At 67.0% G+C, this 17,349-nt stretch carries 19 protein-coding genes; 10 read left to right on the top strand and 9 right to left on the bottom strand.

From position 1 onward, the window contains the following. The first annotated feature begins 53 nt into the window (after positions 1-53). On the top strand, positions 54-218 hold the full coding sequence (locus tag MAA8898_RS26225; RefSeq protein ID WP_176445113.1) for a hypothetical protein: 165 nt from the start codon (positions 54-56) through the stop codon (positions 216-218). Positions 219-648: 430 nt separating this feature from the next. Then, positions 649-1,329 carry a Hint domain-containing protein gene (locus MAA8898_RS09370; RefSeq protein WP_245853322.1) on the top strand — a complete coding sequence of 227 codons (681 nt, stop codon included), beginning with the start codon at positions 649-651 and terminating at the stop codon, positions 1,327-1,329. A gap of 51 nt (positions 1,330-1,380) precedes the next feature. Here MAA8898_RS09370 and MAA8898_RS09375 read toward each other — a convergent pair whose 3' ends face one another. Further along, a complete protein-coding gene (locus MAA8898_RS09375; RefSeq protein WP_094020727.1) occupies positions 1,381-1,881 on the bottom strand; it encodes an Lrp/AsnC family transcriptional regulator in 501 nt (166 codons plus the stop codon). Between the two features lie 261 nt (positions 1,882-2,142). On the opposite strand from MAA8898_RS09375, the gene MAA8898_RS09380 reads away from it, so the two are divergent. Further along, a complete protein-coding gene (locus MAA8898_RS09380; protein WP_094020728.1) occupies positions 2,143-2,919 on the top strand; it encodes a vWA domain-containing protein in 777 nt (258 codons plus the stop codon). A gap of 73 nt (positions 2,920-2,992) precedes the next feature. Here MAA8898_RS09380 and MAA8898_RS09385 read toward each other — a convergent pair whose 3' ends face one another. Next, the gene (locus MAA8898_RS09385) at positions 2,993-3,376 is read right to left on the bottom strand and encodes a hypothetical protein (protein ID WP_094020729.1); all 384 of its coding nucleotides are present in this window, start codon (positions 3,374-3,376) and stop codon (positions 2,993-2,995) included. 183 nt (positions 3,377-3,559) lie between these two features. Here MAA8898_RS09385 and trxB point away from each other — a divergent pair, with 183 nt between their 5' ends. Continuing rightward, positions 3,560-4,528 carry a thioredoxin-disulfide reductase gene (gene trxB / locus MAA8898_RS09390; RefSeq protein ID WP_094020730.1) on the top strand — a complete coding sequence of 323 codons (969 nt, stop codon included), beginning with the start codon at positions 3,560-3,562 and terminating at the stop codon, positions 4,526-4,528. Between the two features lie 5 nt (positions 4,529-4,533). On the opposite strand, the gene MAA8898_RS09395 is transcribed toward trxB, so the two are convergent. Beyond that, entirely contained in the window at positions 4,534-4,974 is a 441-nt protein-coding gene (locus MAA8898_RS09395; protein WP_094020731.1) for an NUDIX domain-containing protein, read from the bottom strand. A 54-nt stretch (positions 4,975-5,028) separates the two neighbouring features. Here MAA8898_RS09395 and MAA8898_RS09400 point away from each other — a divergent pair, with 54 nt between their 5' ends. Together MAA8898_RS09400 and MAA8898_RS09405 are read left to right on the top strand one after the other, a co-directional pair. Next, on the top strand, positions 5,029-5,784 hold the full coding sequence (locus tag MAA8898_RS09400; protein ID WP_094020732.1) for an alpha/beta fold hydrolase: 756 nt from the start codon (positions 5,029-5,031) through the stop codon (positions 5,782-5,784). Next, positions 5,774-6,919 (top strand): alpha-D-ribose 1-methylphosphonate 5-triphosphate diphosphatase, encoded by a 1,146-nt coding sequence (locus tag MAA8898_RS09405; RefSeq protein ID WP_094020733.1) that lies wholly within the window; start codon positions 5,774-5,776, stop codon positions 6,917-6,919. The genes MAA8898_RS09400 and MAA8898_RS09405 overlap by 11 nt, the downstream gene beginning before the upstream one ends. Before the next feature lie 16 nt (positions 6,920-6,935). Here the strand turns inward: MAA8898_RS09405 and MAA8898_RS09410 are convergent, their stop codons facing one another. From MAA8898_RS09410 to MAA8898_RS09420, 3 genes are all read right to left on the bottom strand, one after another. Beyond that, positions 6,936-8,015 carry a 5-(carboxyamino)imidazole ribonucleotide synthase gene (locus MAA8898_RS09410; protein ID WP_094020734.1) on the bottom strand — a complete coding sequence of 360 codons (1,080 nt, stop codon included), beginning with the start codon at positions 8,013-8,015 and terminating at the stop codon, positions 6,936-6,938. Between the two features lie 62 nt (positions 8,016-8,077). Next, positions 8,078-8,566, bottom strand: coding sequence for a 5-(carboxyamino)imidazole ribonucleotide mutase (gene purE, locus MAA8898_RS09415; protein WP_094020735.1), 489 nt, complete (start codon positions 8,564-8,566; stop codon positions 8,078-8,080). 75 nt (positions 8,567-8,641) lie between these two features. Then, on the bottom strand, positions 8,642-8,866 hold the full coding sequence (locus MAA8898_RS09420) for a YdcH family protein (protein ID WP_094020736.1): 225 nt from the start codon (positions 8,864-8,866) through the stop codon (positions 8,642-8,644). Positions 8,867-9,025: 159 nt separating this feature from the next. Here MAA8898_RS09420 and MAA8898_RS09425 point away from each other — a divergent pair, with 159 nt between their 5' ends. Together MAA8898_RS09425 and MAA8898_RS09430 are read left to right on the top strand one after the other, a co-directional pair. Then, complete coding sequence (locus MAA8898_RS09425; protein ID WP_094020737.1) at positions 9,026-9,436, top strand: Hsp20 family protein; 411 nt, start codon at positions 9,026-9,028, stop codon at positions 9,434-9,436. 5 nt (positions 9,437-9,441) lie between these two features. Next, complete coding sequence (locus MAA8898_RS09430) at positions 9,442-9,669, top strand: DUF1150 family protein (protein ID WP_094020738.1); 228 nt, start codon at positions 9,442-9,444, stop codon at positions 9,667-9,669. A 39-nt stretch (positions 9,670-9,708) separates the two neighbouring features. Here MAA8898_RS09430 and MAA8898_RS09435 read toward each other — a convergent pair whose 3' ends face one another. Next, complete coding sequence (locus tag MAA8898_RS09435; protein WP_094020739.1) at positions 9,709-10,926, bottom strand: autotransporter domain-containing protein; 1,218 nt, start codon at positions 10,924-10,926, stop codon at positions 9,709-9,711. A 227-nt stretch (positions 10,927-11,153) separates the two neighbouring features. On the opposite strand from MAA8898_RS09435, the gene MAA8898_RS09440 reads away from it, so the two are divergent. Beyond that, positions 11,154-12,362 carry a peptidoglycan-binding domain-containing protein gene (locus tag MAA8898_RS09440; RefSeq protein ID WP_094020740.1) on the top strand — a complete coding sequence of 403 codons (1,209 nt, stop codon included), beginning with the start codon at positions 11,154-11,156 and terminating at the stop codon, positions 12,360-12,362. Positions 12,363-12,452: 90 nt separating this feature from the next. Further along, positions 12,453-13,676 (top strand): peptidoglycan-binding domain-containing protein, encoded by a 1,224-nt coding sequence (locus tag MAA8898_RS09445; protein ID WP_094020741.1) that lies wholly within the window; start codon positions 12,453-12,455, stop codon positions 13,674-13,676. Positions 13,677-13,734: 58 nt separating this feature from the next. Here MAA8898_RS09445 and MAA8898_RS09450 read toward each other — a convergent pair whose 3' ends face one another. Both MAA8898_RS09450 and MAA8898_RS09455 read right to left on the bottom strand, forming a co-directional pair. Then, positions 13,735-15,810 carry a bifunctional sulfate adenylyltransferase/adenylylsulfate kinase gene (locus MAA8898_RS09450; RefSeq protein WP_094020742.1) on the bottom strand — a complete coding sequence of 692 codons (2,076 nt, stop codon included), beginning with the start codon at positions 15,808-15,810 and terminating at the stop codon, positions 13,735-13,737. Between the two features lie 159 nt (positions 15,811-15,969). Further along, positions 15,970-17,298: a cytochrome P450 gene (locus tag MAA8898_RS09455; protein ID WP_094020743.1), complete on the bottom strand. Its 1,329-nt coding sequence runs from the start codon at positions 17,296-17,298 to the stop codon at positions 15,970-15,972. Between the last annotated feature and the right edge of the window lie 51 nt (positions 17,299-17,349).

Genomic DNA, 17,349 nt, shown 5'->3' on the forward strand with positions numbered 1-17,349 from the left:
CGTATTTCCCTGCAAGTTTGAGTCAAAGGCAGGCCAGAGCAGAAGGACACGCCATGAAACACCCGCGCCGCTTCATCGTTTCGATCGTCACCACCGCCCGCACCGGCGCCCCCCGTCTGCCGTTTGAGCGTGGCGCCCCGCGTGCGGCGATGATCGCCCGCCGCCAGGCCGCGCAGGACGACAAACCCGTTTCGGCGCGGCGCAGCAAGAGCGCCTGACACGGCCCGAAAGACCGGCGTGGGCGCCAAAAAGCGCCCGCGCTGGCCCGTTTCGCGACAGACCCGGACCCTTCGCCACGCGAATCACGCCCCCGGCGAAATGTGGCCGTTCCGTCCGTCCTGATGGAACAATCTCTCCCCCTGCGCCGCGATTGTCATACCCCCTGCGCCGTCGCACACGCCAATTTTGACAACCCGCCCCCATTGAGGCGAGGATGTCACCAGTACAGATGCGTTGTTCAAACCGTCCGTTCGGCGTTGTTGGTGGGGGCCAACACGGATGTGACCCGACTGCCGAGGGGATCACATGACCCGTCTCCACCGTGGCCTGTCCGGGATGCCCCCGGCGGCCAGTTCCGCTCTCACTCTTCCTGTCCCACCGGACCGGGAGGACGCCCCTGACGGGCGGCCTCGTCGCGCAAACTCTCTCATGCGCAGGTACGAGGTCGCCGCCCTGCTGCCGGACCTCACCGTCTCCTTCACGCAGCACGTCGCTCCGGCCTCGCCCTTTTTCGAGGAATGCGCCACCGCCTTTGCCCGCGGCACGCTGATCGAAACGGTGCGCGGCCCGATGGCGATCGAGGACCTCGTGCCCGGCGACTACATCGAAACCGGCAATGGCGCCGAGCCGGTCACCTGGATCGGATCCACCACCTATGTCCCCGGCCACGATGACGAGGCGACGACGCTGACACACATGACGCGGATCACCACCGACGCGTTCGGCATGGGCCAGCCGCCAATGGACGTGCTGCTGGGCCCCGCCGCGCGCATGGTGGTGCGCCACCCGCGGCTGGAGGCGCTGCTGGGCAAGGATGGCGTGCTGTCACGGGTCTGCGACTATGCCGATGGCGACCGCTTTCTGGAGGTCTCGCCCATGGGCACGGTGCAGCTGTTCCACCTGATGGTGCGGCGACACACGACGCTGCGGATCGGCGGGATCGAGCTGGAAAGCTATCACCCCGGCAACACCGCCGGGCAGGCGCTGGGCAACAACATGCGGGCGCTGTTCCTGTCGATGTTCCCCAACCTCACCGACCTGGACGATTTCGGGCAGGTCAGCATGACACGCACCACGCGCGAGGTGATCGACAACCTTGTCGACATGTGACGGCATCGGCATGTGACGGCGCTGGCGTCGGGCGTCCCGCCCGGCGCGCGCTCAGGCGCTGCGGCTCAGCCGCTCTTCCAGCACCTCGAAGGGCACGCCCGGGTCATCCTTTGCGCCGCGGATCACCAGCGAGGTCTTGACGCTGGCCACGTTGGGCGCGGTCAGCAGCTTGCCGGTCAGAAAACTCTGGAAGGTGGACAGGTCGGGCGCCACGCATTTCAGGATGAAGTCGACCTCGCCGTTCAGCATGTGACACTCGCGCACCAGCGGCCAGGCACGGCAGCGGTCCTCGAAGGCGGACAGGTCGACCTCGGCCTGGCTTTGCAGCCCGACCATGACAAAGACCTGCACCTCGAATCCCAGTTCGCGGGCGTCGACGTCGGCGTGATAACCCCGGATATAGCCCTGTTCCTCGAGCACGCGGACGCGGCGCAGGCAGGGCGGGGCCGAGATGCCCACGCGGCGGGCCAGCTCGACATTCGTCATGCGCCCATCCGCCTGCAACTCGGCCAGAATCTTGCGATCGATCGGATCAAGCCGGTGACCAGCCATACGCGCCCCCCTCAACTTCGCGATCGTTATAACAGCCCGGCCGGCCTGCGCAATAATATTTCGCAGTTGCGCAAGATCATGAAACAAACCCCGGGATTCCCCCATTATCAGACACGATTCGGAAACGGCTGCCTGGGCAAAATGGCCAATGGTTAACAAATTATTGCCAGAATCGGCTTTTCGGGGTATCGAAGAGAGCGATGGTCCGCAGACGGGTTTCGGGCCACGTGAACATTTTTTTACTCTTAAGGGGGATCAGAAATGAGACTTAGAAACCTGGCCACAGCAGCCGTTGCTTCGCTGGGCCTGATGGCAGGCTCGGCAAGTGCTGCCAATATTGACCTTGCCTTCCTGATGGATGAGTCGGGCAGCGTCGATGCGGCCGACTATCTGGCGGCGATGGATTCGCTGGCGGATGCGCTGGATGCCAGCATTCCGGTCGGTGGGGCTGACACCTACACGATCACCGTGATTTCGTTCTCCGGCGGCGCATCGGTTGATGTCGGCCCGACCACGATCAACACCGCGGGCGATCTTGCGGCTGTCACCACGGCTATTCGCAATGCAACCTACTCTGGCGGCGGTACCAGCTTTGCAGCCGCGTTCACCCTTCTGAACAACACGGTCACGACGCTTGGCGACGCAAGCCTCATCAACATGATGACGGATGGTTTCGGCGGCAATCCGACTGTGCAGCGCGATGCGCTGATCACCTCGGGTTGGGACTCGCTGAGCTTCGAAGCTGTCGGATCGTTCACGGACATCGCCACGATGCGCGATCTCGCATTCGACACCGCTGGCACCGGACTGCAGCCGCTTTACAACAGCCCGGCTCAGATCACCGATCCGCTGAATGACGCATTCGTTCTGGAGGTTTCGGGCTTTGGTCCAGCCTTCGACGCGGCGATCGCCGCCAAGGTGCAGAAGATCGTGACCCCTGGCCCGAGCGTGATCCCGCTGCCGGCCGGCCTGCCGCTGATCCTTCTGGGTCTTGGCGCGCTTGGCGGTCTGCGTCTGCGGAGCCGGAAGACGGCCTGACGCCCTGCCACGCATCCAAAGATCTTGCCCCGCCGGTGACCTCCGGCGGGGCTTTTCGTTTCAGGTCGGGCCCTTAATTGCCCGGTTCTTTCTTGAGCATCATCAACTGCTGATTGTCGTTCACCCAGATGGCGACGGCCTTCTGCACGCTCTCCTTGGGCAGTTTGTCATGCGCATCGGGCGCCTCGGCCGGCACGGCGGCGACATCGGTCCATATCCACGCCCCGCAGGGTGCACGCCCTTCGCAGGCGATCCGCCCCTCTGCCGCGTATTGCTCGGCTTCCAGCTCTTCCGGACACAGCAGCATGCTGACCATGCCGTTTTCGCCCTTCAATTCGCAGGCCGGTTCCGCCGGCGCGTCATCGGCATCCGGCTGGTCCTGAGCCATGGCGCCCGATACCGCCGCAAGGGCACAAACAAGCGCCGCAATCGCGGAAAGTCTCAGAATATCATTCATCTTGGTAAATCCCTTTTCAGGTTCGACTCGCGAAGCTTATCAAAGATTTGCACCCTTGCAGACAGGATATCTTGAAGCATCGCAAGACCGTGAAGCGCGCGGCAACTCCTCGAACGATGGGGTTTCGTGCCGGCGCGCGCGTCGCTATATGCTTTGGGCAAAACCATCTCGAGGAAGTCCGCCATGTCCGACACGCGCCACACCAGGGTCCTGATCATCGGATCCGGCCCCGCAGGCTACACCGCCGGCGTCTACGCGTCGCGCGCCATGCTGCAACCGATCCTGGTGCAGGGGCTGGAGCCCGGCGGCCAGCTGACCACCACCACCGAGGTCGAGAACTGGCCCGGCGACACCGAGGTCCAGGGCCCCGACCTGATGGTCCGCATGGAGGCGCACGCCCGCGCCATGGGCACCGAGATCATCGGCGACATCATCACCCGGCTGGACCTGGACAAACGCCCCTTTGTCGCCCACGGCGACAGCGGCACGACCTACACCGCCGACGCGGTGATCCTGGCCACCGGCGCGCGGGCGAAATGGCTGGGCCTGCCGTCCGAGGATGCGTTCAAGGGCTTTGGCGTGTCCGCCTGCGCCACCTGTGACGGCTTTTTCTACCGCGGCAAGGAGATCGTGGTGATCGGCGGCGGCAACACGGCCGTCGAAGAGGCGCTGTTCCTGACCAACTTCGCCTCCAAGGTCACACTGATCCACCGCCGCGACGAGCTGCGCGCCGAAAAGATCCTGCAGGAGCGGCTGTTCAAGAACCCCAAGATCGAGACGCTGTGGTTCCACGAACTGGTCGAGGTCCTGGGCGACGACATGCCCAAGGGCGTGACCGGCGTCCGCGTGCGCAACGTCAAGACCGGGGCCGAGACCGAGGTGCCCTGCGCCGGTGTCTTTGTCGCCATCGGCCATGCGCCCGCCAACGAGCTGGTCAAGGACGTGCTGGAAACCCACATGGGCGGCTACGTCGTGACCAAGCCCGACAGCACCGCCACCTCGATCCCCGGCGTGTTCGCCGCGGGCGACCTGACCGACCACAAGTACCGCCAGGCCGTGACCTCGGCCGGCATGGGCTGCATAGCCGCGCTCGAGGCGGAACGCTGGCTGGCCGAGCAGGACGCCGAACAGGCGGTCGAGGCCGCCGAGTAAGGCGCTCAGCGCAGGATCGGCTCCAGCGGGTCATAATACACGCCGCCGCTCCAGGCGATGGCGGGCAGGCTGGAGGGCTTGAGGTTCAGCCCCTCCGCCTCGGCCCGGGCAAAGAAGCGGCGCTTGTGCACGATGCCTTCGGGGTCGCGCCAGGCGTCGGACAGTTCGCCGCCGGTGATCTCGGCGCGAAAGAAGATCTCGACCTGGTGGAACTTTCCCCTCGGATCGTGGAATTCGTTGATCAGGCAGGGCACCCCGACGGCAACTCTCAGGCCGGTTTCCTCGTGCACCTCGCGGGCGAGGTTTTCGGTCAGGCTGCGGCCGCGTTCGACACCGCCGCCCGGGGCGCACCACAGGTCCGATTTCTCGCCCGGCCAGGCATTGACCAGCAGCAGCCGGTCCTGGTGCAGGATCACGGCGCGCGCGGCAAGACGGGGGCAAGGCATGGGGGACTCCTTTGACACTTTTCTAGGCGGAGCGCGACGGTTATGCCAGCACGCATGAAGACACTTCTGATCTGTCTGGTGGCTTTGCTGCCGGCCACGGCGCGGGCGCAGGACTGCGTGGTCCTGCTGCACGGGCTGTTTCGCAGCGAATACTCGATGGCTGCGCTGGGCCTCGTGCTCGAGGCGCAGGGCTACAAGGTCGTCATCCCCGACTATCCCACGACACAGGACCGGGTCGAGCGTCTGGCCGAAGAGGTGCTGCCCGCGGCAGTGGCCGACTGCGGCGACACGCCGGTGAACTTCGTCGCGCATTCGCTGGGCGGCATCCTGCTGCGCTACTGGTTGCAGGATCACCGGCCCGCGCGGCTGGGTCGCGTCGTCATGCTGGGCCCGCCCAACAACGGCAGCGAACTGGTAGACGTGCTGGGCGGCTGGGAGATCGTGAACTGGCTGAACGGACCGGCTTTCACGCAGCTGGGCACCGGGGCGGACAGCCTGCCCGCGCGGCTTCCGGCGGTGGATTTCCCGCTGGGCGTCATCGCCGGATCACAGTCGCTGAACGCGGCCTCAAGCCTGCTGATCCCCGGCCCGGACGACGGCAAGGTCTCGGTCGAGTCGACGCGTGTGGAGGGCATGACCGACCACATCGTGCTGCCGGTCACGCACACCTACATGATGCAGGCGCCCGAGGCGGTGGTGCAGGTGGTGGCCTTTCTGCGCGACGGGCGGTTCGACCCCGAAGCCGACTGGCGCGACCTGCTGGACGAACGCCTGCTGGACTGCCTGCTGGGGCTGTGTGATGCCGATTGACCTGGAATTGCGCGGCGCGCGGGTGCTGCGGCCGGGCGGCTGGGACTCAGCCCCCTTGTGCCTGTCCGGCGGCGTGATCGCCGACGGGACTGGTGGGCGCGTGGTGGACCTGACAGGCCATGACCTGCTGCCCGGCATCGTGGACGTGCATGGCGACGGGTTCGAGCGGCACATGGCGCCGCGCCGGGGCGCGCTGCGCGAGCGGGACGCAGGCATGGTCGCCTGTGCCGCCGAGCTGGCCGCCTGCGGAATCACCACCGCCGTTCTGGCGCAGTTCTGGTCCTGGGAAGGCGGGATGCGCGCGCCAGAATTCGCCGAGGAGGTCTTTGCCTCCGTGGCCGCTGTGGCGCCGACGGTGCCGGTGGACCTGCGGATCCAGATGCGGCTGGAGACGCATTTCCTAGAAAGCTTCGCGGCAGCGGAAGAGGCCATCGCCCGCTGGGGCATCGGCTACGTGGTGTTCAACGATCACCTGCCGCACGACCGGTTGGCGGAGGGGCGCAAGCCGCCCCGGCTGACCGGGCAGGCGCTGAAATCCGGCCGCAGCCCCGAAGCGCTGCTGGCGCTGATGACCCGGCTGCACGACGCCGCGCCCGAGGTGCCGGGCGCGCTGGACGCGCTCTGCGCCCGGCTGGCGGCACGGGGCCTGCGCATGGGCAGCCATGATGACCGGACAGCCGGGCAGCGCGCGGACTGGCTGGCGCGGGACGTGACGGTGTCGGAATTCCCCGAGACCCTGGAAGCGGCGCAGGCGGCACGCGACAGCGGCTGCCCGGTGGTGCTGGGCGCGCCAAACGTGGTGCGCGGGGCGAGCCACGCGGGCAATGTCTCGGCGCTGGAGGTGATCGGCGCGGGGCTCTGCGATGCGCTGGCTTCGGATTACCACTACCCCTCGCCGGCGCGGGCGGCCTGGCGCTGTGTCGAGCTGGGCTTGGCGGACGAAGCCGCCGCCTGGGCGCTGGTGTCCGAGGGGCCCGCGCGGGTGCTGGGGCTGGCGGACCGCGGGCGGCTGGAGGACGGCTTGCGCGCCGATGTCATCGTCATGGAGCGCGAGACGCGGCGCATCGTCGCGACGATCGCGGGCGGACAGATCGCATGGATGAGTGGCGCGGTGGCGGAACGGTTCCTGGGCTGAGCGCCGCGCGGCGGTATCAGCCAGACGCGGCCGGTGTCAGGAAATTCGCATGCCCCATCTTGCGGCCCGCCTTGACCTCGGACTTGCCGTATAGATGCAGCGCGCAACGCGGGTCAGCGGACAGCCCTGGCACGCGGTCCATGTCATCGCCGATCAGGTTTTCCATGCGGATGTCGGCATGGCGTTTGCCGTCCCCCAGAGGCCAGCCCGCGACAGCGCGGATGTGCTGTTCGAACTGGTCGATGAGGCAGCCGTTCTGCGTCCAGTGGCCCGAGTTGTGCACGCGCGGCGCGATCTCGTTCACGATCAGCCCGCCGGGAGAGACGAAGAATTCGACGCCCAGCACACCGACATAGTCGAGCGCATTGAGGATGCGACCAGCGGTCAGCACCGCGTCGGTCAGAACGCGGTTCGGGACGGCGGCGGGGACGGTGGTGGTGCGCAGGATGCCGTCGCGGTGCACGTTCTGGCCCGGATCGAAGGCGGCCACGCGCCCGTCGAGACCGCGCGCGGCGATCACCGAGATCTCGCAGCTGAAATCGACGAAGCCTTCGAGGATGGCGGGCGCGCCTTGCAGCGCGGCCAGCGCCTCGGCGGCGTCGCCGGGCGCGGACAGCCGCGCCTGCCCCTTGCCGTCATAGCCAAAGCGGCGGGTCTTGAGGATTGCCGGTGCACCGATCTGGTCCAAGGCGCGGGACAGGTCTTCGGCGCTGTCCACCGCCGCAAAGGGGGCGGTCTGCAAACCGAGATCGCGCAGAAAGCTCTTTTCGGTCAGCCGGTCCTGGCTGATGCGCAGCGCCTCGCGGCCCGGGCGGATCGGGCGCAGCCCCTCCAGCAGGTCCAGCGCGGCGGTGGGGATGTTCTCGAACTCGTAGGTGATCACGTCGACGGACCGGGCGAATGCGTCGAGCGCGGCGGCATCCTCGTAGGCCGCCGTCGTCACCGCGTGGGCGACCTGCCCGGCGGGCGGGTTGGCGCCCGGTTCAAAGACGTGGCAGCGCAGGCCCAAACGGCTGGCCGCGACAGACAGCATGCGGCCCAGTTGGCCGCCGCCTAGGATGCCGATGGTGCTGCCGGTCGGAAGGGGGGCGCTCATGGGGCTCTCCTGGCTGTCTGTGTCGGGGGTCTATTGGCGTGCCGGGACGCGGCGCGCAAGGGTCAGCCGCGGTCCGGCACCTCGGGGATCGAGGCGGACAGCGCGGCGCGCCAGCGGTCCAGCCGTTCGGCCAGCGCGGCGTCCTGCAGCGCGAGGATGCCCGCCGCCATGAGGCCTGCGTTGCGCGCCCCGGCCGGGCCGATGGCCATGGTTGCCACGGGATAGCCACGCGGCATCTGGAGGATGGAATAGAGGCTGTCGACGCCGTTCAGCGCCTTGGTCTGGACCGGCACGCCGATCACCGGCACGCGGGTCTTGGACGCCATCATGCCGGGCAGGTGCGCCGCCCCGCCCGCGCCCGCGATGATCACCTGCAAGCCGCGCTCGACCGCGGTCTTGCCGTAGTCCCACAGCCGGTCGGGCGTGCGGTGCGCCGAGACGATGCGCGTGTCGTAGCCGACCTGGAGTTCGTCCAGGATATCGGCGGCCTCCTGCATCGTCGGCCAGTCCGACTGGCTGCCCATGATGATGCCGACCCGGGGATTGTCCATCTGTGCCTCCGCGTTGCGAGGCCCCCGTTATAGGCCATGGCGGCAGCGGTGCAATGGCCCGCCCGGCCGCGGCCCTCAGGCGATGATGTCGGGGGTCAGCACGTCCTCGATCAGCGCGATCCGGTCCTTGAGCAGCAGCTTTTTCTTCTTGAGCCGTTGCAGGGTCAGCTGATCCGCCGTGCCGGTCGTCTGAAGGGCGCGGATCGCGTCGTCCAGGTCGCGGTGTTCGCGGCGAAAGACCTCGAGTTCCACACGCAGGACGTCCTCGCTCTTCATCGCGATATCCGTGGGCGCGTTCATGAGTCATTCCCCTGTCGAAGCGTTGAGATTGCAAAGATAGCGATTCGAATGCCCCCGGCAAAGCCCCTTGCGCGGAATGATCGCCGAACCCATATTTCCTGTGTGCCGGTCGCCTCAAGGGGCCGACGCATGACGGTCGCTTGTGCAAAGGACGTGTCGATGACCAAACTGACCCTGGGATCCTATCCCCATATGCTCGGCTTCGAACAGCTCGAGCGGCTGCTGGAACGAACGGCAAAGACCAGCGAAGGCTATCCGCCGTTCAACATCGAGCAGACCTCGGACCATTCCTACCGCATCACGCTGGCTGTCGCGGGCTTTTGCGAGGATGACCTGTCGATCACCGTGGAGGACCGGCAACTGGTCATCCGGGGGCGGCAGCGCGATGACGGCGGCGAACGCGTGTTTTTGCATCGCGGGATTGCCGCGCGCCAGTTCCAGCGCACATTTGTATTGGCCGACGGTGTCGAGGTGGGAGAGGCTGTGATGGAAAACGGCCTGTTGCACGTGGACCTGGCCATGAGCCGGCCAGAGGCCATCGTACAGACGATCAGGATCAGGAAAGGGTAAGGTTGATGCATACCAAGTATGACTTTGACAAGCTTGTCGAGGGTCGGACGGTCTACGTGCGCCCTGTGAAGATCGAGGAACTGCCGGACGAGGTCCGCCGCCAGATGGCGGGGCGGGACACGATCTATGCCGTGCACCGCGCCGATGGCGAGCGTCTGGCGCTGGTCAAGAACCGGTCGCTGGCCTTCGTGCTGGCGCGGCAGAACGACCTGGCGCCGGTCACCGTCCACTGAACGCGCGGCGCACAAGGCCGCAGACGCGCATGCGCCGGATCAGAAGTTGAGGTTGTAGTTCAGCCGCAATTTCAGGTCCCGCGTGTCCTTCAGCAACTGCCCGCCATCCAGATCCAGCGACAGCGCGCCGGCCCCGGCATCATATGTAAAGCCGGTGCCCAGGCGCGGGCCAAGCTGCGTTTCTTCACCGCCCAGCCCGTCATCCAGGCGGGAATAATCCGCGCCGATGCTGAGGTACGGGGTCACGGCGCCGCCGGTCTCAAGGGTGGCGCGGGTGCCGATGGAGCCCGTCATCAGGCTGATGTCCCGCGCTGCAAGACCACCGGCGGCGGGATGCGCCTCTTTCACGCCGGTCACGCCGATGAAGAACCGCAGACCCACATTGCCCCACATGTAATCCGCGTTCGCCGTCAGACCCGCGGCGCGCCTCTCTGCATCGTAGGTGATCCCGCCGACGTCATAGCCCGGCCGGGCAAAGAGGGCATAGCCGGTCACGCTGTAGTGCTCGCCGAATTGGGTGGTGAAGTAGGGGCCGAAACTGACCGCCGTGCTGCTGACATCGACGGCAAGATCGAAGTCCGACCGCCCCGCCGACAGGAACAGCCCCAGCCGCGTGTCCACCCCCACGGCGAAATCCATCCCCAGCGTCAGCTCCTGCTGGCGTCCGTCGATGGCGCCGGAAAAGGCATGACCCTGCCATGAGGCCCAGCCGGTCAATCCGCTGTCCGTCCCCAGGGTCGAGAAGAACAGGCCGCTGCGGCGGGCCACCACGGGGGTGCTGCCGGTGAGCGAGCTGTTGATGGCGGAGCCGATCGCCGTCACCGATCCCGCCGCCGAGGCAAGGGCCGCCGCACCCTGAGCACCCTGGATGGCGCCCGTTCCCGGCGGACCAGTGCCCGACGGTGCGGCGCCACAGGACAGGGCAAAGCTGTCGCCTGGGGCGTTGAACGCCTCGACCCCGTAGGTGCCGCTCCGCAAGGCGACATGGCTGAACCCGTCGCAGGAGGTACCGTCGAAGGCCGGGTTGCACAGGCTGTCGTCGCTGCCCCCCTGCCCGTTGTATTCGACCGATACTGCAAGCGTCGCGCCGTCCGGCGTGGCGATTGTCAGCACATCGCCCGCCCGCAACGCCACCGGAACAAGGACCGGCGCGGTGTAGACGGCGCCGCCCACCGACGAACACGCAACCGGCGAGGCCGGCACCGGGCCGGCCGCAGCGATCAGGCCCACCAAGGCGACGGAACGCACGGGAATCATGCGCACATCATAACACGTACGCTGGTTAACGCGTCATCAACAGCTTTTGCGCAACGGGGCCTCCGGGGCTGATCCCGAAAATGTGACCACCCCCTGTGCAGGGGCGATAATCCCGCCCTATCAGGCATTTGGCATCGATGGCTCTGCACGGGCCCGGTCCCATGCTTGACAGGAGCCCCGCGCCCGGGCGTCATTCCGGGGTACGCGTTCCCACGGTAGAGGCCCGGATGCTGAAACGGACGGTCATCGCGGCCCTCGCGTTCTGCCTGGGGCTGCCCGCGGCACAGGCGCTGGCCGCGAACGATCATGTCGCCTGCGTGCAGGGCCAGCTGACCGCGCTGGGCCACGATCCCGGCCCGGTGGACGGTGTCAGCGGCCCGCGCACGCGGCAAGCGCTCGACGCCTACCTCGCCGGGATCGACACGGACATGGACCGCGCCGTCTTTGCGACGCTGCCGCCGTTTTCCGAACGCGCCGCGGTGGGCTGGTGCCGCGAGATCGGGCTGCGCTCGCCCGAGGCCGCCGCGCTGATGCCCTCTGCGCGGGAGCCGGAACTCTTCATCGGGGCGGACGTACACCCGGAGATCTCGGGCCACGTCATGACCGCCTTTCACGAGGCGGAGGAGTTCCTGTATCGCCGCTATGGCGTGCAGGTGGCCAGCCAGGTCAAGATCATCCTCGCCACCGATGTCGAAAGCTGGCACGCGCTGGTCACCAAGGCCGGCACCATGAGGCTGCAAGGCTGGGCCGACATCCGCGCCCGCGCGCGGCGCGATTGCGACACGGAATTCGGCATGGGCGCCAGTGCCTCGCGCGACGGGCTGTCGTTCTGCGGCCCCACGCTGGCGCTCAGGGAACCGGCGCTGGGCGAGCTGTACCGGATGGTGCTGTCGGTCACCATGACCCACGAACTGGTGCACAACGTGCAGCGCGAACTGAGCTACGACAAGGTCGCGCGCTGGGTCACCAACCCGGACAGGGTGCGTCCACGCATGGGGCCCGCCTGGATGGTCGAAGGATCGGCGCAGGTGATCGAGCAAGTCTTCATGGAGGACCGCTTTGGCACTCTCCAGCCCGGACTGTACAGGATGCGGCAGCAGGCGGCGGCCTCTGAGCTGACCCTGGAACAGATCCGGCAGGCCGGCGAGGTGCGCAGCGCCGAAGCCTACGACGTGTCCGCCTATGCGGTGGCCATGCTGGTCGAACGCTACGGCGAGGAGACGCTGTTCCGCTACTGGCGCTCGGTCGGCGAGACCGACAACTGGTACACCGCCTTTCAGCAGGTCTACGGCATGAGCGTGCAGGACTTCGAAGCGCTGTACATCACGCTGCGCGATGACGGCATGGCGCAGCGCGAATTCCTGGCCGACCGCGACATGAACGGCGACCATATCCTGGCGCATCGCCCCCTGACGGAGGCCGAACTGGGCCGCTGAGCGGGAAATTAGGGTAGGATTCCCCTGACTTGCCGGCCGCCCCTCCATCCCCGATCTTGATGGCGAAGTAGCCCCCGGAGGATTGACGCCATGTCGCACCGTCATCTGTTCCTGTCCATCGCGCTCTGCCTGGCCGGCCTGTCCGGGGCGGCGGCGGCGTCTGACAGCCATGTGGTCTGCGTGCAGCGGCAGCTGACGGCGCTGGGGCTGGATCCCGGACCGGCGGACGGGGTCAACGGGACCAGGACGCAGGACGCCGTCGCCGCCTTTGTCGAAAGCCTGCAAGACCGCTCGGCCCGGGCGCTGTTCGAGGACCTGCCGGATTTCTCTGAACGGGCCGCCGTCGGCTGGTGCCGCGAGATCGGGACCTTTGCGCCGCAGGCAAGGGCCTTGATGCCCTCGTCCGAGCCGCCGCTGATCCTGACGCCCGACGACGTTTCGCCCGAGATCCGCAGCTACATCGAACGGTCCTACGAGGACGCGCGCCTGCTGTTCCGCGAGGAATACGGCATCGAGACCGCCAGCAAGCCGGTGCTGGCCGTGGCCTTCAACCGCGACGACCTCGAAGAGCTGTTGCTGCGCCCCGTCCCCGGCATCGACGACCTGTCGCCCGAGGCCGCGCGAGGCACCGCCGACGAGATGTGCCTGGGCGTCGAGCGGATGCGCGGATCGGCCTACCGCAATCGCATCGCGCTGTGCATGCCGCCCGACCACCAGGCGGCGATCACCTCTTACGAGGTCTGGCACAGCCGCTACCAGTACGTGATGCTGCACGAATACATGCACCATGTTCAGCGCGAGATGATCTACGACAAGGTGCCCGAGTCCGCGGACGAGCCGCGCCGCATGGGTCCTGGCTGGATGGTCGAGGGCACCGCCTACCTGGCCGAGATCAAGGCCCGCGCCGGATCGACGCGCGAGGTGTCCCTGCCGATGATCTCGGCACTGCGGGCGCGCGACTCCGATCACCCCCTGACCCTGGCCAGCATCCGCAAGAAATCGACCGTGCGCAGCGACGCGGAATACGCCAGCTCGAACCTCGCCGTCGCCACGCTGGCCCAGCGCTACGGCGAAGAGCAGGTGATCACCTTCTGGCGCGCCGTGGGCCAGACGGACGACTGGAACGAAGCCTTCCAGCGCGCCTTCGGCATGCCGATCTTCGAATTCGAGACCCTGTTCGAGGAATTGCGCGCCGACCAGACCAAGCTGCTGGCCTTTGCCGGGGGCAAGACGCCCTACGAGCTGGACAAGCCGATGTCGCGCATCCTGGGCACCGCCCGCATGGGCCATGGCGACCGCGTCCGCCTGAATTGACAAAAGGCCCGGCGGGTGCGCCGGGCCTTTGCCATTGTCATCAGGGTCCGACCGGAGGTCAGCCGGCAATCAGGCCCATCGACTCGAGCTTGAGGATGACCTGCTGGGCGCAGTTGTCGACATCCACGTTCTCGGTCTCGACCACCAGCTCGGCGTTGGCGGGTTCCTCGTAGGGGTCGGAGATCCCGGTGAATTCCTTGATCTTGCCTTCGCGCGCCAGCTTGTACAGGCCCTTGCGGTCCCGGCGTTCGCATTCCTCCAGCGAGGTGGCGACATGCACTTCGCAAAAGGCGCCGTACTGTTCGACCATCTCGCGCACGGCGCGGCGGGTCGCGGTGTAGGGCGCGATGGGCGCGCAGATCGCGATGCCGCCGTTCTTGGTGATCTCGGAAGCGACGTAGCCGATCCGCTTGATGTTCAGGTCGCGGTGCTCCTTGGAAAAGCCCAGTTCGGACGACAGGTGTTTGCGCACCACGTCGCCGTCCAGCAGCGTCACCGGGCGGCCGCCCATTTCCATCAGCTTGACCATGAGCGCGTTGGCGATCGTCGACTTGCCCGAACCGCTGAGGCCGGTGAAGAAGACGGTAAAGCCCTGGTTCGCCCGCGGCGGCCGGGTCTTGCGCAGTTCGTTGACCACCTCGGGGAAGGAGAACCAATCGGGGATCTCGAGCCCTTCCTGCAGGCGGCGGCGCAGTTCGGTGCCCGAGATGTTCAGGATCGTGACGTTGTCCTTGTCCTCGATCTCGTCCGCGGGTTCGTACTGGGCGCGTTCCTGCACGTAGACCATGTGCTTGAAGTCGACCATCTTGAGGCCGATTTCGTCTTCGTAGGTGCGGAAGAGGTCCTGCGCGTCATAGGGGCCGTAGAAATCCTGCCCGGCCGAGTTCTTGCCCGGGCCGGCGTGGTCACGGCCGACGATCATGTGCGTGCAGCCGTGGTTCTTGCGGATGATCCCGTGCCAGACGGCCTCACGCGGGCCGGCCATGCGCATGGCGAGGTTCAGCAGCGACATCGTGGTGGTCGAGCTGGGGTATTTGTCCAGAACCGCCTCGTAGCAGCGCACGCGGGTGAAATGGTCCACGTCGCCCGGCTTGGTCATGCCGACGACGGGGTGGATCAGCAGGTTGGCCTGCGCTTCCTTGGCGGCGCGGAAGGTCAGTTCCTGGTGCGCGCGGTGCAGCGGGTTGCGCGTCTGGAACGCGACAATCTTGCGCCAGCCCAGCTTGCGGAAATAGGCGCGCAGCTCGTTCGGGGTGTCGCGACGGCCGCGGAAGTCGTAGTGCACCGGCTGCTGGATGCCGGTCACCGGACCGCCCAGGTACACCGGGCCAGCCTGGTGATGCAGGTAGTTCACCGCCGGGTGGGCAACGTCGTCGGCGCCAAAGACCTTCTCGGCCTCGCGCGACTTGTTCGGCACCCACTTGTCGGTGACGGTCATGGTGGCGAGGATCACGCCTTCCTGGTCGCGCAGCGCGATGTCCTGGCCCACTTCGACCGTCTCGGCGAACTTCTCGGACACGTCCAGCGTGACCGGCATCGGCCACAGCGCGCCGTTGGCCAGGCGCATGTTCTCGACCACGCCGTCGTAGTCCTCTTCGGACAGGAAGCCCTTGAGCGGGTTGAAGCCACCGTTCATCAGCAGCTCGAGGTCGCAGATCTGGCGCGCGGTCAGGTCGTGCGAGACCAGGTCGGCCGCTTCGACCTTCAGCTTTTGCGCGCTGTCATACGACACGTAGAGCTCGGGGATGGGGGCAAGGTTGTTCTGCATCAATTCGGTCCTGTGCTTTATGGGAACCAGGTTGCTGGATGTCCCTGTCAGTTCGGCGTGAAGCGCGTCGTATTCGGCCAGCTTGCGGGCCAGGAACCGGTCGGTAAGCCGGTTCTTTTCCGCTGCCCCGCGCGAGGTCAGCGCATAGGCGAACCTTTGGCGCCGATCCGGCCCCGTGCGTTCGCTGATCTTGATGAACCCGGCCTCGGCGGCCGCCCTGAGCTGGGCGTTCAGGCGGCCCAGAGAGACACCCAACTGGGCCGAGATGGTGCGCTGCGACGCGTCCGGCGCCAGGTCGAGCTGGCGCAGGAGGCGGAAGAGCTGACCTTCCTCGTCCGAAATGGGGTTTGCCTTCAGGGCGGGCATGGCGTGCGACTCAAAGTGTGTTCACTGATGAACACATTTCACATTTCGCAGTTGCAGAAAACCCTGAATTGGCCCTGACCGGGGTTTTTTGCCGCCGTGGCGAATTCGCAACGCACTGCCGGCGTCCTGTCCGCGCCAGATGCTGCAATGCAGCACCTCTCAGGCCCGCGCCTCCAGCACCACCGGCAGCCCGCCTTTCGGCTGCGGGATCGGCAGGCGTTTCCAGTCCACCGGCACACCGTCGGCGCTCTTGATGCGGGTGCGCGACAGCAGCGCGCGGATGAAGCTCTTGACCTGCATCGTGCCGAAATGCAGCCCGATGCACTTGTGCGCGCCACCGCCGAACGGCGCCCAGGCAAAGCGGTGGCGGCGGTCCTCTGCCCGGGTGTCGGAAAACCGCTCCGGGTCAAAGCGGTCCGGGTCGGTGAACAGCTTGGGAGAGCGCATGACCATGGTCAGCTGCGCCGCCACCGGATGCCCCGCCGGGATGTGCACGCCCTTCCAGTCAAAGTCGCGCAGCGCCACCCGCGGGATCAGCGCCACCGGCGGCACCAGCCGCAGCGCCTCCTTGAACACCATGTCGGTCAGCGGCATGGCGTCCAGCATGGCCGGCGTCATCGGCCCCGCGCCCAGCGCATCCACCTCGGCGATCAGCCGTTCCTGCCACTCCGGATGGGCGGTCAGGGCCCAGACCATCGTCGACAGCCCGCTGGCCGTGGTGTCATGCGCCGCCATCATCAGAAAGTTGAAATGATCGGCGATCTCGGCGCCCGACCAGCGCCGGCCCTCCTCGTCCGTGGCCCGGCACATCTGCGAGAAAAAGTCCTCGCCCCCCGCGCCCCGCCGCTCGGCCACCAGTGCGTGAAACCGCGCGATCAGCGCCGCGCGCGCCTGGATGCCGCGCCGGAACCGCGTCAGCGGCAGCGGTTTGCGGACAACCGTGATCGCCGCCGCGATCTCCTCGATGAAACGGCGGTTCAGCGCGCGTGTCCCCTCTGCATCGGCGGGCAACCCCATGAAGACATGCGCCCCCACCCGCAGCGTCAGGTCCTTGATCGCCGGGTAGAATTTGAACGGCCGGTCCACCGGCCAATCCGCCACCAGCCGCTCCAGGTCCGGCGCCATCAGGGACAGGTAGCTGTCCATCGCCGGCTTGCGAAAGGCCGCCTGCATGATGCGCCGGTGTTGCCGGTGATCGTCGAAGTCGCGCAGCATCAGCCCGCCGGGAAACAGCGCGCCCAGCGAATCCTGCCAGCCCTGCTGACTGGAAAAGATCCGGTCGGGATCCATCAGGATGTATTCGGCGGCCTCCGCGCTGGTAAGGGAGATCCGCCAGCGCCCCATCATCTTGATCCGGTAGACCTCGCCAAAGGCCTCGGTGTTGCGTTGGGCAAACCCGAGGAAGTCCCGCAGCGACAGCAACGTATGCCCGACCAGCGGCTGCGTCGGCAGGTGCGGAATGTGGGACAGCTCTGACGGATCCGGCATCGGGATGCTCCTCGCTCGGAAACAGCCTAGCCGCCCGCCCGCCTGCTGTCG

This window comes from Antarctobacter aquimaris, from assembly GCF_900184945.1.
Taxonomy (GTDB): Bacteria; Pseudomonadota; Alphaproteobacteria; order Rhodobacterales; family Rhodobacteraceae; genus Maliponia; species Maliponia aquimaris.